This is a genomic window from Demequina lignilytica, from assembly GCF_030418305.1.
In the GTDB taxonomy this organism is placed as follows: domain Bacteria; phylum Actinomycetota; class Actinomycetes; order Actinomycetales; family Demequinaceae; genus Demequina; species Demequina lignilytica.
The window spans coordinates 111,745-134,803 of sequence record NZ_JAUHPX010000002.1 but is presented as its reverse complement, the minus strand read 5'-3'; the positions used below and the strand labels follow the sequence as shown (position 1 = coordinate 134,803).

At 73.4% G+C, this 23,059-nt stretch carries 22 protein-coding genes; 14 read left to right on the top strand and 8 right to left on the bottom strand.

Going from position 1 to position 23,059, the window contains the following annotated elements:
- Nucleotides 1–22: 22 nt before the first annotated feature.
- The gene (gene dapF / locus QQX10_RS03935) at nucleotides 23–895 is read left to right on the top strand and encodes a diaminopimelate epimerase (protein WP_301118383.1); all 873 of its coding nucleotides are present in this window, start codon (nucleotides 23–25) and stop codon (nucleotides 893–895) included.
- Nucleotides 896–897: 2 nt separating this feature from the next.
- On the top strand, nucleotides 898–1,482 hold the full coding sequence (locus QQX10_RS03930; protein WP_301118382.1) for a YdeI/OmpD-associated family protein: 585 nt from the start codon (nucleotides 898–900) through the stop codon (nucleotides 1,480–1,482).
- Between the two features lie 10 nt (nucleotides 1,483–1,492).
- Here the strand turns inward: QQX10_RS03930 and QQX10_RS03925 are convergent, their stop codons facing one another.
- On the bottom strand, nucleotides 1,493–2,095 hold the full coding sequence (locus QQX10_RS03925) for a class I SAM-dependent methyltransferase (protein ID WP_301118381.1): 603 nt from the start codon (nucleotides 2,093–2,095) through the stop codon (nucleotides 1,493–1,495).
- Nucleotides 2,096–2,157: 62 nt separating this feature from the next.
- On the opposite strand from QQX10_RS03925, the gene hflX reads away from it, so the two are divergent.
- Nucleotides 2,158–3,666, top strand: coding sequence for a GTPase HflX (gene hflX / locus QQX10_RS03920; RefSeq protein WP_301118380.1), 1,509 nt, complete (start codon nucleotides 2,158–2,160; stop codon nucleotides 3,664–3,666).
- On the top strand, nucleotides 3,663–5,618 hold the full coding sequence (locus QQX10_RS03915) for an ATP-dependent DNA helicase (RefSeq protein ID WP_301118379.1): 1,956 nt from the start codon (nucleotides 3,663–3,665) through the stop codon (nucleotides 5,616–5,618). The genes hflX and QQX10_RS03915 overlap by 4 nt, the downstream gene beginning before the upstream one ends.
- Before the next feature lie 2 nt (nucleotides 5,619–5,620).
- Here QQX10_RS03915 and lexA read toward each other — a convergent pair whose 3' ends face one another.
- Nucleotides 5,621–6,367, bottom strand: a complete 747-nt coding sequence (gene lexA, locus QQX10_RS03910; protein ID WP_301118378.1) for a transcriptional repressor LexA — start codon at nucleotides 6,365–6,367, stop codon at nucleotides 5,621–5,623.
- A 188-nt stretch (nucleotides 6,368–6,555) separates the two neighbouring features.
- On the opposite strand from lexA, the gene QQX10_RS03905 reads away from it, so the two are divergent.
- Together QQX10_RS03905 and nrdR are read left to right on the top strand one after the other, a co-directional pair.
- On the top strand, nucleotides 6,556–6,876 hold the full coding sequence (locus QQX10_RS03905; protein ID WP_301118377.1) for a LysM peptidoglycan-binding domain-containing protein: 321 nt from the start codon (nucleotides 6,556–6,558) through the stop codon (nucleotides 6,874–6,876).
- Between the two features lie 84 nt (nucleotides 6,877–6,960).
- A complete protein-coding gene (nrdR, locus tag QQX10_RS03900) occupies nucleotides 6,961–7,446 on the top strand; it encodes a transcriptional regulator NrdR (protein WP_301118376.1) in 486 nt (161 codons plus the stop codon).
- Between the two features lie 97 nt (nucleotides 7,447–7,543).
- Here nrdR and serA read toward each other — a convergent pair whose 3' ends face one another.
- On the bottom strand, nucleotides 7,544–8,749 hold the full coding sequence (serA, locus tag QQX10_RS03895; RefSeq protein ID WP_301118617.1) for a phosphoglycerate dehydrogenase: 1,206 nt from the start codon (nucleotides 8,747–8,749) through the stop codon (nucleotides 7,544–7,546).
- Between the two features lie 109 nt (nucleotides 8,750–8,858).
- Here serA and QQX10_RS03890 point away from each other — a divergent pair, with 109 nt between their 5' ends.
- Nucleotides 8,859–9,671, top strand: a complete 813-nt coding sequence (locus QQX10_RS03890) for a zinc metalloprotease (protein WP_301118375.1) — start codon at nucleotides 8,859–8,861, stop codon at nucleotides 9,669–9,671.
- Between the two features lie 16 nt (nucleotides 9,672–9,687).
- Here the strand turns inward: QQX10_RS03890 and QQX10_RS03885 are convergent, their stop codons facing one another.
- Nucleotides 9,688–11,883, bottom strand: a complete 2,196-nt coding sequence (locus QQX10_RS03885; RefSeq protein ID WP_301118374.1) for a HelD family protein — start codon at nucleotides 11,881–11,883, stop codon at nucleotides 9,688–9,690.
- A 156-nt stretch (nucleotides 11,884–12,039) separates the two neighbouring features.
- On the opposite strand from QQX10_RS03885, the gene QQX10_RS03880 reads away from it, so the two are divergent.
- Nucleotides 12,040–12,966 carry a PAC2 family protein gene (locus QQX10_RS03880; RefSeq protein ID WP_301118373.1) on the top strand — a complete coding sequence of 309 codons (927 nt, stop codon included), beginning with the start codon at nucleotides 12,040–12,042 and terminating at the stop codon, nucleotides 12,964–12,966.
- Nucleotides 12,967–13,108: 142 nt separating this feature from the next.
- Nucleotides 13,109–13,312: a cold-shock protein gene (locus tag QQX10_RS03875; RefSeq protein WP_301118372.1), complete on the top strand. Its 204-nt coding sequence runs from the start codon at nucleotides 13,109–13,111 to the stop codon at nucleotides 13,310–13,312.
- Nucleotides 13,313–13,394: 82 nt separating this feature from the next.
- On the opposite strand, the gene QQX10_RS03870 is transcribed toward QQX10_RS03875, so the two are convergent.
- Nucleotides 13,395–14,033 (bottom strand): spermidine synthase, encoded by a 639-nt coding sequence (locus QQX10_RS03870; protein ID WP_301118371.1) that lies wholly within the window; start codon nucleotides 14,031–14,033, stop codon nucleotides 13,395–13,397.
- 222 nt (nucleotides 14,034–14,255) lie between these two features.
- Here QQX10_RS03870 and QQX10_RS03865 point away from each other — a divergent pair, with 222 nt between their 5' ends.
- Nucleotides 14,256–14,642, top strand: a complete 387-nt coding sequence (locus QQX10_RS03865; protein ID WP_301118370.1) for an SCO2097 family morphological protein — start codon at nucleotides 14,256–14,258, stop codon at nucleotides 14,640–14,642.
- A gap of 6 nt (nucleotides 14,643–14,648) precedes the next feature.
- Here the strand turns inward: QQX10_RS03865 and QQX10_RS03860 are convergent, their stop codons facing one another.
- The 3 genes from QQX10_RS03860 to QQX10_RS03850 are packed head-to-tail and all read right to left on the bottom strand — an operon-like array spanning nucleotide 14,649 to nucleotide 19,047.
- Nucleotides 14,649–16,811 carry a transglutaminase TgpA family protein gene (locus tag QQX10_RS03860; RefSeq protein WP_301118369.1) on the bottom strand — a complete coding sequence of 721 codons (2,163 nt, stop codon included), beginning with the start codon at nucleotides 16,809–16,811 and terminating at the stop codon, nucleotides 14,649–14,651.
- On the bottom strand, nucleotides 16,808–18,058 hold the full coding sequence (locus tag QQX10_RS03855) for a DUF58 domain-containing protein (RefSeq protein ID WP_301118368.1): 1,251 nt from the start codon (nucleotides 18,056–18,058) through the stop codon (nucleotides 16,808–16,810). Before QQX10_RS03855 ends, QQX10_RS03860 begins: the two co-directional genes overlap by 4 nt.
- On the bottom strand, nucleotides 18,055–19,047 hold the full coding sequence (locus tag QQX10_RS03850; protein WP_301118367.1) for an AAA family ATPase: 993 nt from the start codon (nucleotides 19,045–19,047) through the stop codon (nucleotides 18,055–18,057). The genes QQX10_RS03855 and QQX10_RS03850 overlap by 4 nt, the downstream gene beginning before the upstream one ends.
- A 199-nt stretch (nucleotides 19,048–19,246) precedes the next feature.
- On the opposite strand from QQX10_RS03850, the gene mraZ reads away from it, so the two are divergent.
- The 4 genes from mraZ (at nucleotide 19,247) to QQX10_RS03830 (ending at nucleotide 23,056) form a co-directional block, all read left to right on the top strand.
- Complete coding sequence (gene mraZ, locus QQX10_RS03845) at nucleotides 19,247–19,714, top strand: division/cell wall cluster transcriptional repressor MraZ (protein ID WP_301118366.1); 468 nt, start codon at nucleotides 19,247–19,249, stop codon at nucleotides 19,712–19,714.
- A gap of 111 nt (nucleotides 19,715–19,825) precedes the next feature.
- Nucleotides 19,826–20,818 carry a 16S rRNA (cytosine(1402)-N(4))-methyltransferase RsmH gene (gene rsmH / locus QQX10_RS03840; RefSeq protein WP_301118365.1) on the top strand — a complete coding sequence of 331 codons (993 nt, stop codon included), beginning with the start codon at nucleotides 19,826–19,828 and terminating at the stop codon, nucleotides 20,816–20,818.
- Nucleotides 20,815–21,264, top strand: a complete 450-nt coding sequence (gene ftsL, locus QQX10_RS03835; RefSeq protein ID WP_301118364.1) for a cell division protein FtsL — start codon at nucleotides 20,815–20,817, stop codon at nucleotides 21,262–21,264. Before rsmH ends, ftsL begins: the two co-directional genes overlap by 4 nt.
- Before the next feature lie 4 nt (nucleotides 21,265–21,268).
- Entirely contained in the window at nucleotides 21,269–23,056 is a 1,788-nt protein-coding gene (locus QQX10_RS03830; protein ID WP_301118363.1) for a peptidoglycan D,D-transpeptidase FtsI family protein, read from the top strand.
- Nucleotides 23,057–23,059 lie beyond the last annotated feature (3 nt).

The following is a 23,059-nucleotide window of genomic DNA, read 5'->3' as shown; positions in this document are numbered from 1 at the left end:
CGTCCCCCGTAGGCTGGGCCCCATGACGACGCTCCCGTTCACCAAGGGCCATGGCACCGAGAACGACTTCGTGCTGCTGTACGACCCGGCGGGCGAGATCGACCTCACCCCGGATCGTGTCGCGTACCTGTGCGACCGCCGTGCCGGGATCGGCGGGGACGGAGTGATCCGCGCGGTGCGTGCGGGCGTCCTCGAGGCCGGGGCGGACCTTGCCCCCGACACCTGGTTCATGGACTACTGGAACTCGGACGGGACCACCTCCGAGATGTGCGGCAACGGCGCACGCGTGTTCGGCGCACTCCTCGAGCGTCACGCGGGCGAGGACCTCACGGGGGGCCTGACCTTCGGCACGCGCGGCGGGCCGCGCACGATCACCAGGCTCGACGACGGCCGCTACGCGATCGGGATGGGCGTGCACCGGCTCGGCGACACGGCCGCCGGCTTCGACGCCGAGGTGGAGGCGCGCGGGCTCGACCTCGCGCGGCCGGCTCTCTCGGTCGACATGGGCAACCCCCACCACGTGGTCGCGCTCGCCCACACCGGCGAGCTCGACGCCCTCGACCTGACCGCCGCCCCGGCGGTGTCGCCCATGCCTCCGCACGGCAGCAACGTCGAGTTCGCCGTCGCGCTGGGCTTCGAGGACGTGGCCGGCGAGCACCGCGGCCGGGTGCGCATGCGGGTGCACGAGCGAGGCTCCGGCGAGACCCGCTCGTGCGGCACGGGCGCGTGCGCCGTCGCGCTCGCGATGCGCTTCTGGGCGGGTCTCGACGCTCCGGACGTGTGGGACGTCGAGGTGCCCGGCGGTGTGGTGACCGTCCGGGTCTCGCGGGACTCGACCGTGCTCGAGGGGCCCGCGGTGCTCGTGGCCGAGGGCATGGTCGACCTGCCGGGCTGACCGTGCACCCCATCGAGGCAGGCGACGACGGCGTCGCACGGATCCACCCCGCCGACGCCGACGAGTGGCGTGCGTGGCTCGAGCAGCATCACGCGGAGGCCACCGGGGTCTGGGTGGCGATGTGGCGACACGGAGCGGGCCGCGCCGGCCTCACCTACGAGGACCTGGTGCGGCAGGCCCTCTGCTTCGGGTGGATCGACGCGATCACGCGCAGGCTCGACGACTCGCGGACGCTGCAGTACTGCGCGCCGCGCCGGCGCGGCTCCGGCTGGGCGCGCAGCAACAAGGTCCGCCTGGCCGAGCTCGAGCGCGCGGGGCTCATGGCTCCCTCGGGCGCCGCGGTGGTCGCCGCGGCGAAGGCAGATGGCTCGTGGACGATGCTCGACGACGTCGAGGACCTTGTCGTACCGCCCGATCTCGCCGAGGCCCTGGCGAGCCGCCCGGGCGCACGGGAGGCCTGGGAGGGCTTCTCGCCGTCCGCCCGGAAGCAGATGCTCGGGCACGTCGCCATGGCGCGCCGTGAGGCGACGCGCGCCGCGCGCATCGTCGCGATCGCCGATGCCGCCGCGCGCGGCGAGCGGCTGTAGCGAGGCCGGGTCAGGCGGCCACGCGGAGCACGCGGAACCCCTTCGAGCTCGCGACCTTGTCGACCGCGCCCCAGCCCTGGTCGCCGAGCCATCGCGCCAGCGAGTCCGCGCCCAGGTTGCGCTGCACCACCAGGAAGGCCTCGCCGCCGGGCGCGAGACGGGGGAGCCAGGTCGCGAGGAGCTCGTGCAGCGCGGCCTTGCCGATGCGGATCGGCGGGTTCGACCAGATGGTGTCGAAGGTGGCCCCGGCCGGGACCTCGTCCGGACGCATCGCGGCCACGGGTGCGAGCGCGTGATGGCGCCCGATGCGGTCGGCGTTGCGCCGGAGCAGGTCGAGGGCACGCTCGTTGACGTCGATCGCCGTGACGTCGTCGGGTCCGCGCAGCGCCGCGTCGAGGGCGATGGGCCCCCACCCGCAGCCGATGTCGAGGACGCGTCCCCGCGGGTCCGGCACCTGCGCGAGCAGCACCCGCGTGCCCAGGTCGACGTGGCCGGGGGAGAAGATGCCGGTCGCGGTCTCGACCTCGAGGTCGAGACCGCCGAGGGCGACGGAGATCAGGCGTCGTTCGTCCGCGGAGGCCGGCTGCGCGGTGAAGTAGTGGTCCTCGGTCACGACGACGAGCGTATCGCCCGCCCGCACGGGGTCGAGGGGCCGGGGTGCGACAATGGTCGCGTATGGGACTTCAGGAATCGCACCAGGACATCCAGGCGGACGAGCCCGGCCGCTCCCGCGCCGACGCGGTGATCGACCGGGTGCTCTCGCGCGCCGGCACGGCGGTCGCCGAGGGCGGGACACAGGCCACCGACTACGACGGCGAACAGCTCGACCGCGAGGAGCGCGCCGCGCTCCGCCGCATCGCCGGGCTGTCCACCGAGCTCGAGGACATCACCGAGGTCGAGTACCGCCAGCTGCGCCTCGAGAGGGTGGTGCTGGTCGGCCAGTGGTCGCACGGGACCGCGCTCGACGCCGAGGTGTCCCTGCGCGAGCTCGCGGCCCTCGCCGAGACCGCGGGCTCCGAGGTGCTCGACGGCGTGCTGCAGCGTCGACCCCATCCGGATCCGGCGACCTACGTGGGCTCGGGCAAGGCCAAGCAGATCGGGGAGATCGTGGCGTCGGTCGGCGCCGACACCGTGATCGTGAACGACGACCTCGCGCCGAGCCAGCGCCGCGCCCTCGAGGACGTGGTCAAGGTCAAGGTGATCGACCGCACCGCGCTCATCCTCGACATCTTCGCCCAGCACGCCAAGTCCAAGGAGGGCAAGGCGCAGGTCGAGCTCGCGCAGCTCGAGTACCTGCTCCCGCGCCTGCGCGGGTGGGGCGAGTCGATGTCGCGGCAGGCCGGTGGCCGCGTCGCCGGCGGTGCGGGGATCGGCTCGCGCGGACCCGGTGAGACCAAGATCGAGCTGGACCGGCGCCGGATCCGCACGCGCATGGCGCAGCTGCGGCGCGAGATCAAGGCGATGGAGCCCGCCCGCGCCGTGCGTCGCGACCGCCGCCTGACCCTGCCCAACGTCGCGATCGTCGGCTACACGAACGCGGGCAAGTCCTCCCTGCTCAACCGCGTGACGGGAGCGGGCGTGCTGGTCGAGAACGCGCTGTTCGCGACCCTCGACCCGACGGTCCGCCGCAGCCGCACGCCCGACGGCCGCGAGTTCACGGTCTCCGACACGGTCGGCTTCGTCCGCGATCTTCCCCACCAGCTGGTCGCCGCGTTCGCCTCCACGCTCGAGGAGGTCGCGCACGCCGACCTCATGCTGCACGTGGTCGACGCCTCCCACCCCGACCCGGAGAGCCAGGTCCGCGCCGTGCGCGAGGTGCTCGCCGACGTCCCCGGGGCGGATCAGGTGAAGGAGGTGCTGGTCCTCAACAAGGCCGACATCGCCGACGCCGAGACGCTGCTGAGGCTGCGCGGACGCCGCGAGGTCACCATCGAGGTCTCGGCGCTCACGGGGGAGGGCATCGACGACCTGATGGAGCTCATCGGCCGTGAGCTCCCGCGTCCCGAGGTCACCGTCGACGTGGTGGTCCCGTACACCCGCGGCGACCTGGTCAGCGAGGTGCACCGCCACGGCGAGGTCCTCGCCCAGGAGCATGTGGCCGACGGGACGCGCCTCAGCGCTCGCGTGGATGCCGCGCTCGCGGCGCGCCTCGAGGAGGCCGGCGTCACCTCGGCCACGGCGTGAAGGCCCCATCCGAGGCGACCCAGGCGTCGCCGGCGGGGTCCGGAGCGCACGACGCCGACGCGCTGCTCGACCGCGCGGTCGCCGCGCTCGGGGGACAGCCGCGCGAGGGCCAGCGTGAGATGGCCCGCGCCGTCGCGACCACCCTCGCCGACGACGCGCACGCGCTCATCCAGGCCGGCACCGGCACGGGGAAGTCGCTCGGGTACCTGGTGCCCGCGGTCGCCCACGCCGTCCGGTCCGGGACGCGGGTGGTGGTCTCGACCGCGACCCTCGCGCTGCAACGGCAGGTGTTCACCAAGGACCTCCCGATGGTGGCGGAGGCGCTCGAGCCTGCGCTGGGCGAGCGTGCGCGCGTCGCGCTGCTCAAGGGGCGCGGCAACTACCTCTGCGTGCACAAGATGGGCGGCGGCTACCCCGAGCCCGACGAGGGCACGCTCCCGATCGGACCCACGTCGGAGCTGGGCCGCGAGGTCGCGCGCCTGCACGAGTGGGCGGAGGAGACGGAGACGGGGGACCGGGACGACCTGGTGCCCGGCGTCAGCGGCCGCGCGTGGGCACAGGTGTCCGTGAGCGGCCGCGAGTGCCTCGAGTCCAAGTGCCCCGTGCTGGACGAATGCTTCTCCCAGCACGTGCGCGAGGACGCGTCGAAGGCGCACGTGGTGGTCACCAACCACGCGGTGCTCGGCGTGCAGGCCACCAGCCACGACATGCTGGGCGAGCACTCCGTGCTGATCGTCGACGAGGCTCACGAGCTGGTGCAGCGGATCACCTCGTCGGCCACCCACGAGCTCACGGTCGCCTCGGTGGACCGCGCGGCGAGGGCCGCTCGACGCTGCGGCGTCACCACCGAGGACCTGGATCGCGCGGCGCGTCACCTCGACGGTGCGCTCGGTGACAGCACGGTCGACCGGCTCCGGCTCGGTCTGCCGGACGATCTGTCGGCGGCGGTCGAGGAGGTGCGCGGCGCGGCCCGGGCGATCGCCTCGCAGGTGCAGAAGCACGCCGAGCAGGCCGGATCGGCGGGGAAGATCGCCTCGGCCTCGCTCGGCGAGATCCTCGACGTCTGCGAGGAGCTGCAGGGGGAGAGCGGGCGGTACGTCGTCTGGTTGGCCCCCCGCGACGGCGACTACGACGCGGAGGTGCCCGAGCGCATCGTCGCCGCGCCGCTCGACGTCGCCGGCCTGATCCGCACGCGCCTGCTCGAGGAGAAGGCGTCGGTGATGACGAGCGCCACGCTCGCGCTCGGCGGCGACTTCGGCGCCATCGCCAGGCATCTGGGAGTCGACGATCCCGTGACGCTCGACGCCGGCAGCCCCTTCGACTACCCGCGCCAGGGGATCCTCTACGTCGCCCGCCACCTGCCGAAGCCGGGCATGGGCGGGATGTCCGCCGCGGCGCTCGACGAGCTGGAGGCCCTGGTCGCGGCCGCCGGCGGGCGCACGCTCGGCCTGTTCTCCTCGCATCGGGCGGCCCAGCAGGCGGCGGAGGCGATGCGGGAGCGTCTCGACGTGCCGGTGCTCTACCAGCTCGACGACCAGCTTCCGACGCTGGTCCGGCGGTTCGCCGAGGACGAGCGCACCTGCCTGTTCGGCTCCACGTCGCTGTGGCAGGGCATCGACGTGCCCGGTCGCACCTCGAGCCTGGTGGTGATCGACCGGATCCCGTTCCCGCGGCCGGACGAGCCGATCGCGCAGGCGCGGACGGAGGACGTCGCGCAGCGCGGGGGCAACGGGTTCATGGCGGTGAGCGCCACGCACGCCGCGCTGCTCATGGCGCAGGGCGCGGGACGGCTGATCCGGTCCTCATCGGACCGCGGCGTGGTGGCGGTGCTGGATCCCAGGCTCGCCACCGCGCGGTACGGGGGGTTCCTCGCGCGGTCGATGCCCGACCTGTGGCCCACGACCGACCGCGAGATCGCGCTGGGCGCGCTGCGGCGCCTCGCCGCGTCCTGAGGTCAGACGCGGCGCAGGACGGAGACGACCTTGCCCATGATGCGGGCGTGGGTGCCGTCGATCGGCGTGTACGCGGGGTTGTGCGGCATGAGCCAGACCTGGCCGTCGCGCCGGCGGAAGGTCTTGACGGTCGCCTCGTCGTCGAGCAGCGCCGCGACGATGTCGCCGTTCTCCGCGCTCTGCTGGCGGCGTACCACGACCCAGTCGCCGTCGCAGATCGCGGCGTCGATCATGGAGTCTCCGGACACGTTGAGCATGAACAGCTCGCCCTCGCCCGTGAGCTGGCGGGGCAGCGAGAACACGTCCTCGACCTCCTGGTCCGCGAGGATCGGCCCGCCGGCGGCGATCCGTCCGACCAGCGGCACCGTGGCCATGTGGTCGGCGGACGATGCGGTCGCCGGCAGCGGCGTCGGCGCCTCGTCGGCGGCGGGCGGAGCGGCCTCGAGCGGCTCGTCGCCGGGCAGGACCACCTCGATCGCGCGCGGGCGGTGAGGGTCGCGTCGCAGCACGCCCTTCGCCTCCAGTGCCACCAGCTGGTGCTTGACCGATGACGGCGACGTGAGCCCGACCGCCTCGCCGATCTCCCGCAGCGTCGGCGGGTAGCCGCGGTCCGCGACCGTGGCGCGGATGAAGTCGACCACCGCGCGCTGGCGGGTGGTGAGCCCGGTGGCGGGGTCGCGCAGCTCGTGCACCGTGGCGCCCTCGGCGCCGCCAGGGGACGGGAGCCCGTCCGTCGTGTCGTGGGCCATGGTCCGCGCCTCCCGTCTCGTGGTCCGCATCCGATGTCAGACCCCGGTGGTCCTCTTGTGTCACGACGCTAGGGCAACCGCCATGCGAAATCAAACATATGTTCGAGCGTGTCTTGCGGGTGTCGGGGCGTGATGGTAGAACTAGAACAAGCGTTCGATAGAACAGGCGTTCGAATCAGGAGGCGATCATGAGCATCTACGCACCGCAGAACCCCGTGGCCCGGGCTCGACGCGCCCGCACCGGCCGTGTGCTCGCGCTCGTGCTCGCGGTGCTCGCCGCCGCCGTCGTGGGTCCGCAGGCGTTCGCCACGGAGGCCGGGGACGTCGCGCCGGTCGTCGCGGACACGTACACGGTCGGCTCCGGCGAGACCCTGTGGGGGATCGCGGTCTCGCGGACCGAGCCCGGTGAGGACGTGCGCGACACGGTCGTCGAGATCCAGCAGCTGAACGCCATGAGCGGCAGCGATCTGCGCGCCGGCGACCAGATCTACGTGCCGGTGGCCGGCTGACCGACCCGGCGTCACCCGCGCCGGCCGCGATTCGGGAGCGGCCGGCGATTGGGTGGCATGCGTCGTTCATGGCAGAGTGAGCGCATGCATTGCCCGTTCTGCCGCCACGGCGACTCGCGCGTCGTGGATTCGCGCACCGCGGACGACGGCACCAGCATCCGGCGCCGGCGCGAGTGCCCGAGCTGCGGTCGACGCTTCACCACGGTGGAGACGGCGAGCCTCACGGTGGTCAAGCGCAACGGCGTCTCGGAGCCCTTCAGCCGGGACAAGATCGTCTCGGGGGTCAAGAAGGCCTGCCAGGGCCGGCCGGTGAGCGACGACGACCTCGCGCTGCTCGCGCAGCGCGTCGAGGAGACGCTCCGCTCGAACGGTCAGGCGGAGATCGACGCCCCCGACATCGGCCTGGCGATCCTCCCGCCCCTGCGGGAGCTCGACGAGATCGCGTACCTGCGGTTCGCGTCCGTCTACCAGGCGTTCGCGACGCTCGACGACTTCGAGGACGCGATCGCGCGTCTGCGCGCCGAGGACGCCGAGGCGGCCGCGTCCGAGTCCGATTCCGCGGGCTCGTAGCAGGCGCTCCCGGCGCGCCGCCGCTCGCCTGTGCACGCGCAGACGGCGACGCCCCGACGGCCGCGAGGGCGGCGCGCCGGGGCGTGAGGTCCGATCGTCAGGAAAGGACGCGGAGGCGGACCGTGCCGGGCATCTGCGCGAGCGCGGAGACCGCATCCTCGTCCATGCCGGACGCCACGTCCGTGACCACGTAGCCGAGCTCGCCGCGAGTGCCGAGCAGCTGAGCGTCGATGTTGACGTTGTGCTCCGCGAACACCTGGTTCACGGCCGCGAGCACACCGGGGATGTTCTCGTGCAGGTGGGCGATGCGGTGGGACCCCTGGACCTGGTCGAGCGACAGGTTCGGCAGGTTCACCGACAGCGACGTGGACCCGTGGAAGACGTAGTCGCGCAGACGGGTGGCGACGAAGATGCCGATGTCCCGTTGCGCCTCCTCGGTGGAGCCGCCGATGTGCGGCGTGAGGATCACGTTCGGCATGTTCTGAAGCGGCGAGACGAACAGGTCGCCGGTCTTCTTCGGCTCGTCCGGGAACACGTCGACCGCGGCACCACCGATGTGGCCCGACTCCAGCTGCTCCTTGAGCGCCTGGATGTCGACGATGAACCCGCGCGACAGGTTGAGGAACAACGCGCCGGGCTTCATGGTCTCGAACTGGGGACGCCCGAAGAATCCTGAGTTCCCCGCGCGTCCGTCGACGTGCAGCGTGACGATGTCCGCCTCCGCCAGCAGCGACTCGAGCGTCGGCATGCGGGTCGCGTTGCCCAGCGCGAGCTTCTCGGCGTTGTCGTAGAAGATCACGTTCATGCCGAGCGCCTCGGCGATGACCGAGAGCTGGGATCCGATGTTGCCGTACCCGACGATGCCGAGCGTGCGACCGCGGATCTCGTGGGCGCCCGTGGCCGACTTCGACCACACGCCCGCATGCAGCTTGCTGTTGTGGTCCGGCAGCCGACGCGTCAGCGAGATCATCTCGGACACGGCCATCTCCACCACGGAGCGGGTGTTGGAGAACGGCGCGTTGAACGCGGCGATGCCGTGGCGGGCGGCCGCGGCCAGGTCGATCTGGTTGGTGCCGATGGAGAAGGCGCCGACCGCGATGAGCTCGGGTCGGGCCTGGATGACGCGCTCGGTGAGCTGCGTCTTCGAACGGATGCCGAGGAGCTGGACGCCGTCGAGGGCGTCGATCAGCTCGTCCTCGTCGAGCGCGCCGGCGTGGTTCTCGACGGAGATGCCGGCGGCCGTGAGGATCTCGGTGGCCTTGGGATGGAGGCTTTCAAGCAGGAGTGCGCGCACGGGGGCAATCCTCCCCCAAAACCGAGCCCGCGCAAAACGCCGTACGGTCCCGCCTGCATGCGGCGCGGCACGCCCGTCGTGGCACCACGAGCGTGGCACCGCGTGGCAGAGTTGGCGCATGTCGTCGGGCTCGCGGATCCTCATCGCGGTCGCGGCGTGCGTCGCGGTCCTGGTGGCCGGCGCGTGGTGGCGCGGCGTCGAATGGTCGGACGTGACGCACTGGGGGACGCCGCGCAACGTGCTCGAGACGTCCACGGGAGACGCGCGCATCCCCGTCGCCGACGGTCCCGCCGAGCGCCTCCTGCCCGAGGTGCCGGTGGCGACCTCGGGTTCGTACGACTTCCTGTTCCCGTCGGAGGGCGCGGGCGGCGGCCCGGTCCGCTTCGATCCGTGCCGCCCGGTGGAGTGGACCCTGAACCTGACGCTCATGCCCGACGGTGCGGAGCCGCTCGTGCACGACGCGATCGCGCGCGTGCAGGAGGCCACCGGGCTCCGGTTCGACTACCTCGGCACCACCACCGAGCCCGCCTCGTTCTCGCGGGACGTGATCCAGGACCGGTACGACGGCGGGTACGCCCCGCTGGTCATCGGGTTCCAGAACGAGACGCAGAACCCGTCTCTCGCGGGCTCCGTCACGGGCCTCGGCGGCTCCAGCGCGGTGCCCGGTGCGTACGGAGCGGACCGCTACCTGCGGGCCGGCGTCCTGATCCTCGACTTCGAGGACCTCGCCGCGATCCTCGCGGATCCCGACGGGGGAGCGGCGCTGGCGGAGGCGGTGATCGCGCACGAGCTCGGCCATGTGGTGGGCCTCGCGCACGTGCTCGACACGCACGAGCTCATGCACGAGTCGAACCTGAGGCTCCTCGACTGGGGACCGGGGGACCTCCAGGGGCTCGCGATCGCCGGTGCCGGGGGGTGCGAGCCGGGCTGACCCGCCGCGCGAGACGTCAGCCGGCCAGGCCGGGCGGCAGAGGCTCGGCGTGGACCACCTCGAGGCGCCGCGTCGGCCGGGTGAGGGCGACGTACAGGTCCCCGGGACGGACGGCGATCGCGGCCGGCTCCACCACGACCGCGACGTCGAACTCGAGCCCCTTCGACTCGCGCGCCGTGCACACCTCGATCTCCGTGCCCGCCACGGCCGCCCGCGTCGCGGCGACCAGCCGCTCCGGAGCGATCACCGCGACCAGCCCGCCGGCGGCGTCCGCGAAGCCCTCCGCGTGCTCGCGCGCGAGCCCGGCGGCGGCGCTCACCGCATCGTCCGTCCTCCTCAGCGACGTGATGCCCACCGCATCGTCCAGCTCCCTCGCGGCGCTCAGCTCGCTGACCGGCAGCCCCGCGCGCTTGGCGAAGCCCTGAGCGGCCGCCGCCACGGCGGCCGGGATGCGGTAGGAGATGGTGAGCTCGCGCAGCTCCCACGAGCTCTGGAACAGCGGGTCCATCGTCTCGGGCCACCACCGTGTGCCCGCAGACGCCGTGGTCTGCGCGACGTCGCCCACGATCGTGAAGGACCGCGTCGGGCATCGGCGCAGCAGCATCCGCCACGCCATGGGGCTGAGCTCCTGGGCCTCGTCGACCACGACGTGCCCGTAGGTCCACGTGCGGTCGCCGCGGGCGCGCTCGGCGACGCTGAGCCGGGCCGTGCCGCCCTTCATGCGGGCCGCGAGGCTCTCGGCGGTGACCATGCCGCCGTCGCCGAACGTGTCGAGCACGTCCTTCGCGTACTGGATCTCCTCGGCGGACGGCTCGTCGGACCGGCGCCGTCGACCGCCGGGCATCTCGCCGAGCAGCTCCGCCGCCTCGTCCAGCAGCGGCACGTCCGCGTCGGTGAACGGCGCGTGCGGGGGCCGCAGCAGCAGGTCCCGCTCGTCGGGTGTGAGCCCGCGGGCCGCGTGGTCGAGCAGGTGCGGCTTCGAGTAGAGGTCGCGGAGCAGCTGCTCGGGGGTGACGGGCAGCCAGCACAGGTTGATCGCGATGCGGATGTTGCGGTCGTCGCGCACGTCGCGCTCGAGCTCGATCCGGTCCTCGTCGCCGAACGTGTGGTCGAGCTGCTCCATCAGCTGCCGGGTGAGCCGGGTGATCATCTCCTTGGCGAACACGGCCCGCGCCTCGTTGTGGGGCCGGCCGTCGCGGCGGGCCTTCGCCTGCGCGTCGCGGATGTCGGAGCGGCGGATGGTCACGGTGCGCCCGTCGATGCGGATGGTCCTGTCGGCACGCGGCAGCCGCTGGCGCTCCTTCACCGCGGCCGCGACCACAGCGGCCATCTCGGTGCGGCCCTTGATCTGCGCGACGCGGTCGTCCTCGACGGCGCTCGCGTCGACGCCGGGCACGAGCCCGGCCAGCGTGGTGGACACGGCGCCGGTCTCGCCCAGCGACGGCAGCACGTGGTCGATGTAGCGCAGGAAGGTGCGCGACGGGCCGATCAGCAGCACGCCCTTCGACTCGAGCTGCTCGCGGTGGTGGTAGAGCAGGTAGGCGGCGCGGTGGAGGGCGACGGCGGTCTTCCCCGAGCCGGGACCGCCCTGCACCACGAGCGCGCCGGTCATGGGGGCGCGGATCACGGCGTCCTGCTCGGCCTGGATGGTCGCGACGATGTCGCCCATGCGGCCGGTGCGGCGCGCGCCGAGCGCCGCGAGCAGCGCGCCCTCGCCCGCGAGGGCCGTGTCCGCGCCCATCTCGCGCAGGGCGTCGACGTCCAGCACGTCGTCCTCGACCGCGGTCACCCGCCGCCCGGAGGTCGTGAGGTGGCGGCGGTTCACCACCGGGCCGGGGTTCGCGGCGGTCGCGGAGTAGAACGCGCGGGCGGCGGGGGCGCGCCAGTCCGTGAGCAGCGGGACATGCTCGGCGTCGGACAGGCCGATGCGGCCGACGTAGAAGTGCTCGCCGTCGCGCAGGTCGAGACGACCGAAGCAGAGGCGGTCCTCCACCGCGTCCAGCTGGGCGATGCGGTCCTCGTAGAGCGTGGCGAACGCGTCGCGCTCGGAGCGGTTCTGGGGGGAGCCCGAGGGGCCCTCGCGGCGGATCGCGGCGAGCCGCTGCTCGGCCTCGCCGCGCAGGTCGTCGAGCCTCGAGTACAGGCCGTCCACGACCTCCTGCTCGGCCGTCAGGCCGCCGCGCTCCGCCGTCAGTCCTCGCTCGTTCGACATACGCCCACCCCTTCGCTGCCCGCTTCTCCCGCGCAGGCAGTCACCCATTATCGCCCCACCGGAGGGGTGGTCGGAAGCGCCCGCGCCGGGATGTCGTTTCGCGTCTAGCGAGAACCGCGCTCATGATCGCGACCCGGTGGGAGGATGGAGCACATCATGGACGGACCTCTGGTGACCTGGGACCCGGACGGCGTGCGCGCATGGGCGGACGCGGCTCCGGAGGACGGCGGCGTGCTCGTGCACTCCCTGCGCGGCTTCATCGACGCCGGGCGGGCCGGCCTGCTCGTGAGCGATCATCTGCTCGAGCTCAGCGAGCCCGTGAGGGTCGCGACGTTCGACATCGACCGGCTGCTCGACTACCGCTCGCGCCGGCCCGAGATGACCTTCTCCGTCAACCAGTGGACGTCGTACGACGAGCCCCACCTCGAGCTCGACATGCTGCGCGACGTCGAGGGCACCCCGTTCCTGCTGCTGCACGGCTTCGAGCCGGACATCCTCTGGGAGCGCTACATCGCCGCGGTCCGCGAGGCGGTCGAGCGGCTGGGCGTCGACCTGGTGGCGGGGTCGCACGGGATCCCGATGGCGGTGCCGCACACGCGCCCGCTCACGGCGACCCTCCACGGCACCGATCAGGAGCTGCTGCCCGACACCCCGTCGATGTTCGGCACCGTCACGGTGCCGGCCTCCGCGCAGAACCTCCTCGAGTACCGCTTCGGGCAGTGGGGCCTCGCGATGGTCAACATCGCGGTGCACGTGCCGCACTACCTCGCCCAGTCGAGCTACCCGCAGGCGGCGCAGCGGGCGCTGGCGAGCCTCGAGGCGGTCGCAGGGCTGGCGCTCGCGCGCGAGGACCTGGACCCCGACGCCGCGCGGGCCGACGAGGAGATTGCGCGCCAGCTCGGCGAGTCCGAGGAGGTGCAGGCGCTGGTCGACGCGCTCGAGAACCAGTACGACGCGTTCCACGAGGCGCGCGGTCGGGGTCTGCCGATCGACGACGGCGAGCTGCCCTCGGCGGACGAGATCGCGGCCGAATTCGAGAAATTCTTGGCTCAGGAACGCCGCGATCCCCCTACGGGAGCCTGACGTCTGACACACTAGGGGCAGGTTGCAAGAACGTAGTGTGCAAGAACCTGTCTGACCTGGCCAGGAACGCGGCATTGCGGCGACAAGGCCGGCACGGTGCGCGGCCTTCCCGTCGAGGGCATTCAAGGCAAGGAAGACAGGCATGGCACAGGGTTCTGTGAAGTGGTTCAACTCGGAGAAGGGCTACGGCTTCATCGCGCAGGACGGTGGCGGCGCGGACGTGTTCGTCCACTACTCGGCGATCGAGACCGACGGCTACAAGACCCTCGAGGAGGCGCAGCGCGTCGAGTTCGAGGTCACCAACGGCCCCAAGGGTCCGCAGGCGGAGCAGGTTCGCCCCCTCTGATCTCACGATCTCGTGAGCGAAGGCCGTCGCCCTCCGGGGCGGCGGCCTTCGTCGCGTCCGGGACGATGCGGCGACGCGGCCGTCAACCGGCCCAGCCGGGATCGACGCCGGTGGGCAGGGGAGCGGAGGCGGCGTAGCGGCGCAGCGCGTCGATGTCGACCTCCGGGCCGTGAGCCGCGGCGAGCACCACGTTCCCGCGCCGACGTCCCTTGAGCACCGCGTGCTCGCCGATGGCGACGGCGACGGGAAGGGCCGCGCGCGCGGCCGCCGCGTCGGCCGCCGCCGCCCGCGACCCGGGCCGCGTCCCGACGTTGGCGAGCACCAGCCCGCCGGGACGGATCGCGCGCGCGGCGGCGGCCCACCAGTCCGTGCCCGCGAGGTGCGTGGGGGTCTCGTCGCCGGCGAACGCGTCGCGGACCACCAGGTCGAGGCTGTGCTCGCGTCGCGAGGCCACGGCGTCGAGCCCGTCCTGGGCCCGGATCCGCAGGCGCGGCGCTCGCGGCAGGTCCCACCAGGTGCGGACCAGCTCGGGGAGGGTCGTGTCGACATCGACGGCGATGTGCCCGGAGTCGGGATAGCGGTGCGCGAGGTGCCGGGGGAGGGTGCACGCCGCCGCGCCCACGTGGAGCGCGAGCATGCGCGGCGGCGGGCCCCAGGCGCGTACCGCCGCCGCCAGGTGGCGCATGTACTCGAAGTCGAGGTGGTCCGGGTCCGGATGCATGCTCGAGCTGGGAACTCCGTTGACCCATACGCTCGTTGAACCGTCGGGGTCGTCTCGCAGCTCCACCGTGCCGGTCGCGATCGCGATGGGCTCCCCGCGAGGGACGTCCGCAGCGATCCGGGCGGGTTGACGGCGGGCCACGAGAACAACCCTAGACCGCCCGTGGTGCGCACGCCGCCGGGCCGATAGACTGGTGGACACGGTTCACCGAAGGGAGTCGCCATGCCGCTGTCTGAGTACGAGCAGCGCGTGCTCGAGCAGATGGAACGGGACCTCGGCTCCGATCCGAAGCTCGGTTCCGCGATGGCGCGTGCCTCGCGTCCGCGCAGCCGCTACGTGTGGGCCGGTCTCGGCGTGCTCGTGGGCCTCGCCGTCGTGGTGGTCGGCGCGGTGACCCAGCTGATGCTGGTCGGCGTCCTCGGCTTCGCCGTCATGCTCGCCGCCGCCGTGTGGGCGCTGCTCGCGCCCCGTCCTCACGCCGCCGCCGGCACCGGAGCCGGTGGAGCGCAGGCCGCCAAGGCGAAGGGCAGCCGCCGCAAGGGCGACACCAGCTTCATGAACCGGATGGAGCAGCGCTTCGACAAGCGCCGCGAGCAGGGCGAGATCTGACGCTCGTCATCGCGAGCCGCGACGCGGCGTGCGCCGCCCGGCCCGCCTGATCGCGGCCACCCACATCCCGAGCTCCTCGGGCGTCGCCGTGCTGCCTCCCGGCGCGTACCGGTGATCCTCGACCGCGGCCGCGAGGCGCCTCCAGGCCTCCCGCTCATCGTCGGTCCACTCGTCCTGCGCGAGAGTGGGGGTCTCCCTCGCCTCCGCGGGGGTCTGCGCCCTCGCGGTCGCGCCGCCGTCCACCGCCCGCAGCGCCGACTGCCACGCGCGCTCGGGGTCGAGGACCCGGCGCCGCGCCGCCAGGCGCGCCGCGGCGACCGCGAGCGCGAGAGCCGTCAGCACGAGCGCGCCGACCGCGATCGCGAACGCCCACGGCTGCTCGTCCTCCGCGACCGGGTCCGTCACCGCGGTCGCGGTCGCGCTGGGGGAGGTGGTCGCGGTCGACGGGGCGGCGGTGGGCCGGATCGTGTCACGCACGTCGGGCACGGCCTCGGGGCCGGCCTCCGGGGCGGCGTACTCGGGCGGTGCGCCCGTCTGGATCGGAGGGGTCGGCTCGAAGCGCACCCAGCCATGGCCCGGGAAGTAGATCTCCGGCCAGGCGTGCGCGTCGCCTCCCGTGACGACGAACTCGGAGCCGCCGGTGTCCGTGCCGCCGAGGAAGCCGACGGCGAAGCGCGCGGGGATGTCGAGGGTGCGCGCCATCATCACCATGGTGGTGGCGAAGTGGATGCAGTATCCGGCGCGGTCCTCCAGGAAGGCGGACACCATGTCGTCGCCGTCGTAGTCGACGTCGGTGCGGTACGCGAACGTGTCACCGCTCAGGTAGTCCTGGAGCTGCCGCGCCATCTCGTAGCGGTCGGCCGCGCCTGCGGTGACCTCCTCCGCGAGCGCGCGGACCCCGTCCTGGTCGAGGGCGTCCGGCACCGCCACGTAGCGTGCCTCGACCTCCGCGTCCCCGCCCGCCGCGATGGCCGCCTCGGCGGCGCGCAGGGCCTCCTCGGTGTGGAAGCCGGTCGCGTACTTGACGCTGTACTGCGCGAAGGCGACCAGGTCCCCCTCACCGACCCGCAGCTCGTCCGAGCTCGGTGCGTACGTCCAGCCCGCGGCCGCGCTCACCGAGCGGGGCGCGTCGGGGATGGGGACGAAGGCGTTGCGGACGTCGCCGACCCTGACCGTGAACGAGCGCGTCTGGTCGCCCACCCAGCCCGCGTACGGCAGCGGCCACAGCGGCCCCGACGGCTGCTCCGTCTCCGTCGGCGTCTCCACGCGCCATCCGTTGCCGTCGAAGTCCGCGCGGGAGAACGCGCGGAGCACGGGCACGCGCCCGGACGCGGACGTGTAGACCAGGAACGGCTCGTCGGAGCGCGCCGTGAGCGAGTCGCGCAGGTCGATCTCGAGGTCGAGGCGCTGGCCCCCACCCCACGCGGACGGCAGGGTCGCGCGAGGCAGGTCGCCCCAGCCGGGCACCCCGGGGGCGAGGGGGGCGATCGCCACCGCGAGCAGCACGGCCAGCGAGGCCGCGCCCAGCACGACGCCCCCGGTCGCAGGGGCGTCCGCCGCGCGCGAGCGCCAGCGCGTGCCCGTCGAGCGCCGCGTGAGCGCCACCGTGGCCAACCACAGCGCCAGGCACCCGACGAGCGCCCCGACGGGCACGTCGGCCCCGAGCGCGAGCGGGGGGATCCACGGCGCGAGCAGCAGGATCCCGGAGGTCGCGGCGAGCCCCGCGCCCACCGCGAGCGCGTCCGCCGCGAGGAAGAGCGCGAGGGCGGCGGTGGCCAGCAGCGCCTCGAGCGGGACGGTCACGGGGGCGGGCGCGACCGTGTCGTAGACGTACCCGACCGCGTCGACGGCCATGTCGCGCGCCGAGCGGAGCGCGCCGGGCGACGGCCACCAGCTCCTGCCGCCGTCCGGCGCGGGCACGTAGGCGAGAAGCACGAGCCACGCGCCGACCAGGCCGCCGATCGCCGTCGGCACGAAGGCGCGCCTGGTCGCGAGCCGCGCGATGACCACCACGAGCGCGGTCGCGCCGAGGATGGTCGCGGGGGTGCGGTACCAGCCGCCGGGCTCGAGCAGGGCGGCGACGCCGGCGAGCGACAGGGCGACCGTGATGGCGACGGCGGGCGTCGCCCAGGTGCGCGCCGCGGCTCCTCCCAGCGACGCCCGGCTCATGGCTGCGCCTCCGCGAGCAGCCGGGACCAGGCGTCCGGCACGCTCTCCGGGGCGGTGGTGACGACGGCCCGCCAGCCCGCGGCCCGCAGCGCGTCCGCGGTGCGCTGGGCGCGCAGCCGGTCGCGGTCGTAGCCGCGGACGAGCGCCCACGCCCGTCCGAGGTCCCCGTGGGGCTCGAGCGCCGCGAGCGCGGTGGCGCCGAGCGGCTCGACGATCGCCACGGTCACCGCGCCCGGACCCGCCTCGATGAGCTCGGCGCCCGTCGCGACGTCGCGCTCCGCCGCTGCCGCGCTCGGCGCTCCGTGCAGGTCGACCATGGCGTCGAGGATCGCCGCGCGCGCCGTCTCCGCGGCCCGAGCGACGGTGCCGTGCGCCGACGCGGTCGCGCCTCCGGCGATGAGCCTGACGGGATGCCCGGCGTCCAGCACCGACAGGGACACGGACGCGGCGGCGCGGATCGCCCACTCGAGCGCGGTGGGGTCGGGCGGCAGCCCCACGAGCACGGTGGCCTCGGTGCGGCCCTGCTGCTCCTCCGAGCGGACGAGCAGCTCGCCGCGTCGCGCCGAGGAGCGCCAGTGGATGCGGCGGAGGTCGTCGCCGTCGCGGTAGTCGCGGAGCGCGGCGTCGTCGGTCGCCGGGGTGCGCGCGCCCGCGTGGGCGCGGTCGGACACCGCCATGAGGTCGCCGGCGCTCGCCGCGAGGTCGTCCACCGCGGGCCACACCGCGATCCGGTGCGCGCCGCCGATCTCCAGCTCCACCTCGACCAGCCCGAACGGGTCAAGAGTCCGCGCGATCGCGGGGCCGAGCGCCCAGCGCCCACGCTGCACGGGCGCGAGCGGGTAGCGCAGGCGGATCTCGTCGCGGGACCGCGCGACCGTGGCGCGGACCGGCGTGTCTCCCGTGAGCTCGGAGGCGGCCTGCTCCCGCAGGGCGAGGGTGCGGGCGAGCGCGCGATGGGCCCCGACCCGTACCTCCACCGCGCCGCGGCCGCCGACCGCGAGCGTGGGAGGGCTGACGGTGCGCTCGACCGCGCTCAGCGCGCGCCGCGCACCCCAGACGGAGACGAGGATCCACGCCACGGCCACCAGGACCGCTCCGATCATGGCGGCGCCGACGAGCACGAGCGGACGGGACGCGATGCCGACGCCGAGCACCGTCACCGCGGCCGCCGAGGCCGTCATCCCGATGCCGCGCGTGGTGACGAAGAGCGAGCGGCCGCCCGCGTCGGTGCGTGCGCCGGCGGTCACCGCGGCGCCGGGACCGGCCGTCCCGCCGTGGGCACCGGCACGGACGCGGTGAGGTCGGTCACGACCGCCTCCGCGGTGCGTGCGGCGGAGCGTGCCTGGGCGGTGAGGATCACGCGATGGGCGAGCGCGGCCGGAGCCAGCGCCTTGACGTCGTCGGGGAGCACGTGGTCGCGCCCCGACATCGCGGCGCGCGCCTTCGCGAGCGCGAGCAGCTGCAGGGACGCCCGCGGTGAGGCGCCGAGCCGCAGCTCGGGGCTCTCGCGCGTCGCCCGCACCAGGTCGACGACGTACCGCCGCGCGGGCTCCGAGGTGTAGACCGACCGGACCACCTCGATCGCGTGCGCGAGCGCTCCGGCGTCGGCGACCACCGCGACGCTGTCGAGCGGGTCCACGCGGTCGTGGGTGCGCAGCATCTCCATCTCATCGTCGCCGGACGGGTACCCGACGGTGATCCGTGTCATGAAGCGGTCGCGCTGGGCCTCGGGCAGCGGGTAGGTGCCCTCCATGTCCACGGGGTTCTGGGTCGCGACCACCAGGAACGGCCGTGGCAGCGGACGCGTCTGGCCGTCCACGGTGACGGCGTGCTCCTGCATCGACTCGAGCAGGGCCGCCTGCGTCTTGGGCGAGGCCCGGTTGATCTCGTCGGCGATGACGATGTTCGCGAACACCGGTCCCGGGCGGAACTCGAAGGCGCGGTCGGTGCCGCGCAGGACGCTCACGCCGGTCACGTCGGAGGGGAGCAGGTCCGGGGTGAACTGGATGCGGCCGACGCTGACGTCGCAGGCGCGTCCCAGGGCGCGAGCCAGGGTGGTCTTGCCGACGCCGGGCACGTCCTCGAGGAGCACGTGTCCCTCGGCCAGCACGGTGGCGAGGACCGCGTCGACGGCGCGATCGAGGCCGGAGAGCACGCGGGCCAGCTCGGTCCTGATCGATCGGGCCAGGTCGGCCACCGTGGCCAGGTCGGATTCGGACGGCACCGTCGGCTCCATGGCTCCCCCTCCCGCTGAGCACGAGCCTATCCCAGGGCGCCGTCAGAGTGGCGGGAGATTCCCTCCACCATGCTCCATCGCTGATACCTGGGTCTATGTGGCCTCACGACGCGATTCTTGCGATATTTCCGCGAAATGTGGAGGGAAGTGGAGTAAAGTGGGGGCATCGGGAGCACGAGGGATCCGGAGGGGAGGTCCGATGTCGGAGACGGCTTCGCTCGGGCTGGGCCCCACGGGCCTGCTGCTCGGCCACTTCACGCCCCGTCTCGACGACAAGGGACGGCTGATCCTCCCGGCGAAGTTCCGCGGTCGTCTGGCCTCCGGCCTGGTGGCGACGCGCGGTCTGGACCGGTGCGTGTTCCTCTTCCCGCTCGACGAGTTCCAGGTGGTGCACGAGCGCCTGCGCAAGGCGCCGCTCGAGAACAAGGCCGCGCGCGACTACATGCGCGCGTTCCTCGGGCTCGCCAACGACGACATCCCCGACAAGCAGGGCCGGATCCTGCTGTCGTCCCCGCTGCGCAGGTACGCGGGGCTCGACCGGGACGTCGCGGTGGTGGGCATGGGCTCCCGGGTCGAGATCTGGGACGCCCAGGCCTGGGACGACTATCAGGAGTCGGGCGAGGACGCGTACGCCCAGACGGCAGCAGAGATCTTCGACGTGATGTAGCGCGCGTGCCCCGTGGCCTCCTCCCGTGTCGCTCTGGCGGACTTCCCCCCGCCAGAGGAGCCCGGAGGGAGACCACGGGGCACGGGCACCGAGCAGGCAGGGAGGGGTGAGATGGACGAGCGCCACGAGGCGGCCACGCGGCACACGCCGGTGATGCTGGACCGGTGCGTCGAGCTGCTCGCGCCCGCCCTGTCACGCCCGGGCGCGCTCGCCATCGACGGCACCCTCGGGATGGGCGGGCACAGCGAGGCCATCCTCGAGCGCTGCCCCGAGGCCCGGGTCGTGGGGATCGACCGCGACCCGCAGGCGATCGCCCTCGCGTCGGCGAGGCTGGCGCGTTTCGGGGACCGGTTCGTCGCGCACCACTCCGAGTACGACGACGTCGAGGGCGCCCTCGAGGCGGCGGGAGCGGAGATCGCCGACGGCGTCCTCCTCGACCTCGGCGTCAGCTCGCTGCAGATCGACGATGCGGAGCGCGGCTTCTCCTATGCGCAGGACGCGCCGCTGGACATGCGGATGAACCCCGGCGATCCCGTGACGGCCGCGGACATCCTGCGCGACGCCGACGAGCGCGAGCTCACGCGGATCCTCCGCGACTACGGCGAGGAGCGGTTCGCCCTCAAGATCGCGCGGTCGATCGTGCGTCGGCGCGAGAGCGAGCCGTTCGAGCGGTCGTCGCAGCTGGTCGACGTGGTCCGAGCGTCCATCCCCGCCGCCCAGCGCGTGCACGGGGGCAACCCCGCCAAGCGCACCTTCCAGGCGCTGCGGATCGCCGTCAACCGCGAGCTCGAGGTGCTCGAGGACGCGATCCGCGCCGCCATCGAGGGCGTCGCGGTCGGGGGCCGCGTGGTGGTGATGTCGTACCACTCCCTCGAGGACCGGATCGTCAAGCACGCCTTCGCCGCCGGCGCGGAGTCGACGGCGCCCCCCGGGCTGCCGATCGTCCCCGACGCGGACCAGCCGTACCTCGCGCTGCTGACGCGGGGCGCGGAGAAGGCCTCGGTCGAGGAGGCCGAGGCCAATCCGCGGTCGAAGCCGGTGCGGCTGCGCGCCGTCGAGCGCATCCGGCCCACACCCCCCGAGCGCCTGAGGAGGATCGCATGAGCGCCGCGCCCCTGCGCCAGCAGCGACCCATCCCGCGGCAGCGTCCGGACCAGCGCGCGGGAGCGCCGGCCACGGGACGCGCCTCGCGGTCCGCCGCCGGCGCGCGTCCGTCGGATCCCCAGCGCCACCTCCGCCCGGTCGCGGCCCCCGAGCAGGCGCGCTCGCTCATGCCCTTCATGTGGGCGTGCATCCTTCCCGTGGTCGGCGCGCTCGCGGCGGTCCTGCTGATCAACACCGCGATGGCGGAGGGCGCCTACGAGCGCCGCGATCTGAAGATCGAGATCGCCGCCCTGCACCAGGAGGCGGAGACGCTCTCCGAGACGCTCGAGGCGAACGGCGCGCCCGAGGCGCTCGCGGCGCGAGCCGAGCAGCTCGGCATGGCTCCCGCGACGGCGCTGGGCTTCATGTCACTATCGGACGGCATCGTCCTCGAGAACGGGAAGTAGCCGCATGGCCTCACCGCGCGCGCCGCGACTCGCGGATCCGCGCACGCGCCAGCGCATCCTCGCGATCCTGCTGCTGCTCGTGCTGGTCGTGTTCGCCGCGCGGCTCGTCTTCATCCAGGGGGTGCGGTCGTCCGTGCTGTCGTCGGAGGCCCTGTCCTCGCGGCTCGCGACCAAGGTGCTGACGGAGCCGCGTGCGGACATCGTCGACCGCAACGGCGTGGTGCTGGCGACCTCGGTGGAGCGCTACAACGTGGGCGTGAACCAGGTCAAGATCGCCGACTTCGAACGCACGGAGAACGGCGAGGTCACGCTGTCGGGGCCGTCCGGCGCCGCGGAGATCCTCGCACCCATCCTCGACATGAACGCGTCCGAACTCGCCGCCTCCATGGTCGGCGACAGCACGTTCGTCTACCTGGTGAAGGACATCTCGCCGGAGACGTGGGACCTGATCGCGGCGGAGAAGATCACGGGCATCGAACCCGAGGCCGTCGAGAAGCGCGTGTACCCCAACGGAGCGCTCGCGGGCAACGTGGTCGGCTTCATGGGCGGCGACGGCGAGAGCGCCGGCACGGTCGGGCTCGCGGGGGTGGAGCTCTCGTACAGCGAGCAGCTCGAGGGGGAGGCGGGCTCGCTGACCTACGAGCGCGGCCCCAACGGCACGATCATCCCCACGGGCGTGCGCGAGGAGGTCGCGGCCGTGCCCGGGGACGACGTGGTGCTGACCCTCGACCGCGACATCCAGTGGTACGCCCAGGAGCGGGTCGCGCAGGCGCTCAAGGAGACGGGGGCGAGCCGCGCCACGGTGGTGGTCGAGGACGTCCAGACCGGCGAGATCCTCGCGCTCGTGGACTCGGGGTCGGTCGATCCCAACGACCCGTCCGCCACCGACAGCGCCGCGCGCGGGTCCCGGGCGGTGTCGACGGTCTTCGAGCCCGGCTCGACCGCGAAGGTCATCACGATGGCCGCCGCGCTCGAGGAGGGGGTCGCGACGCCCACGTCGGAGTTCGTCGCGCCCTACCAGTACACGACCGACAACAACCAGACCTTCAAGGACTCCCACGAGCACGAGACGCAGCAGCTCACGCTGGCGGGGATCCTCGCGGAGTCCTCCAACACGGGCACCGTCCAGGTGGGCGAGCTGCTCACCACCGAGCAGCGCTACGACTACCTGGAGAGGTTCGGCTTCGGGTCGACCACGGGGCTCGGGCTGCCGGGCGAGTCGGCGGGCATCCTCCGGGACTGGGAGAACTGGGACGGGCGCACCAAGTGGGCCGTCACGTTCGGCCAGGGCGTCTCCGTGACCGCCTTGCAGGCGACGCAGGTGTACTCGATCATCGCCAACGGCGGTCTGAAGATCCAGCCGTCCGTGGTCAAGGGCTTCCTGGCGGAGGACGGCACGTTCACGGAGCGCGAGACCGCGGAGCCCGAGCGGGTCATCTCGGAGCAGACCGCCTCGCAGCTCATGACGATGCTCGAGGACGTCACCGAGGAGGGCGGCACCGGCGTGCTCGCCAAGATCGACGGCTACCGCGTGGCGGGCAAGACGGGAACCGCCGAGGCGGCGGGTGCCGACGGCACCCTCAGCTCGATCGTGGCCTCCTTCATCGGCATCGCTCCTGCCGACGACCCGCGTATCGTCGTGTCGGTGATCGTCACCGATCCGAAGTCGACCATCTGGGGAGGCACCGCGGCGGCACCGGTCTTCAAGGATGTGGCAACCTTTGCGTTGCAGTCCCTGCGCGTGCCGCCGTCGACCACGGAGGCCTCGCTGTACCCGACCACCTGGGAGTGAATG

Bases quoted from the DNA above. Each gene is read 5' to 3' on its own strand.
- dapF (WP_301118383.1), top strand. From the start codon at position 23: ATGACGACGCTCCCGTTCACCAAGGGCCATGGCACCGAGAACGACTTC.
- hflX (WP_301118380.1), top strand. From the start codon at position 2,158: ATGGGACTTCAGGAATCGCACCAGGACATCCAGGCGGACGAGCCCGGC.
- lexA (WP_301118378.1), bottom strand. From the start codon at position 6,367: ATGGCCCACGACACGACGGACGGGCTCCCGTCCCCTGGCGGCGCCGAG.
- QQX10_RS03905 (WP_301118377.1), top strand. From the start codon at position 6,556: ATGAGCATCTACGCACCGCAGAACCCCGTGGCCCGGGCTCGACGCGCC.
- nrdR (WP_301118376.1), top strand. From the start codon at position 6,961: ATGCATTGCCCGTTCTGCCGCCACGGCGACTCGCGCGTCGTGGATTCG.
- QQX10_RS03890 (WP_301118375.1), top strand. From the start codon at position 8,859: ATGTCGTCGGGCTCGCGGATCCTCATCGCGGTCGCGGCGTGCGTCGCG.
- QQX10_RS03885 (WP_301118374.1), bottom strand. From the start codon at position 11,883: ATGTCGAACGAGCGAGGACTGACGGCGGAGCGCGGCGGCCTGACGGCC.
- QQX10_RS03880 (WP_301118373.1), top strand. From the start codon at position 12,040: ATGGACGGACCTCTGGTGACCTGGGACCCGGACGGCGTGCGCGCATGG.
- QQX10_RS03875 (WP_301118372.1), top strand. From the start codon at position 13,109: ATGGCACAGGGTTCTGTGAAGTGGTTCAACTCGGAGAAGGGCTACGGC.
- QQX10_RS03870 (WP_301118371.1), bottom strand. From the start codon at position 14,033: ATGCATCCGGACCCGGACCACCTCGACTTCGAGTACATGCGCCACCTG.
- QQX10_RS03865 (WP_301118370.1), top strand. From the start codon at position 14,256: ATGCCGCTGTCTGAGTACGAGCAGCGCGTGCTCGAGCAGATGGAACGG.
- QQX10_RS03860 (WP_301118369.1), bottom strand. From the start codon at position 16,811: ATGAGCCGGGCGTCGCTGGGAGGAGCCGCGGCGCGCACCTGGGCGACG.
- QQX10_RS03850 (WP_301118367.1), bottom strand. From the start codon at position 19,047: ATGGAGCCGACGGTGCCGTCCGAATCCGACCTGGCCACGGTGGCCGAC.
- mraZ (WP_301118366.1), top strand. From the start codon at position 19,247: ATGTCGGAGACGGCTTCGCTCGGGCTGGGCCCCACGGGCCTGCTGCTC.
- rsmH (WP_301118365.1), top strand. From the start codon at position 19,826: ATGGACGAGCGCCACGAGGCGGCCACGCGGCACACGCCGGTGATGCTG.
- ftsL (WP_301118364.1), top strand. From the start codon at position 20,815: ATGAGCGCCGCGCCCCTGCGCCAGCAGCGACCCATCCCGCGGCAGCGT.
- QQX10_RS03830 (WP_301118363.1), top strand. From the start codon at position 21,269: ATGGCCTCACCGCGCGCGCCGCGACTCGCGGATCCGCGCACGCGCCAG.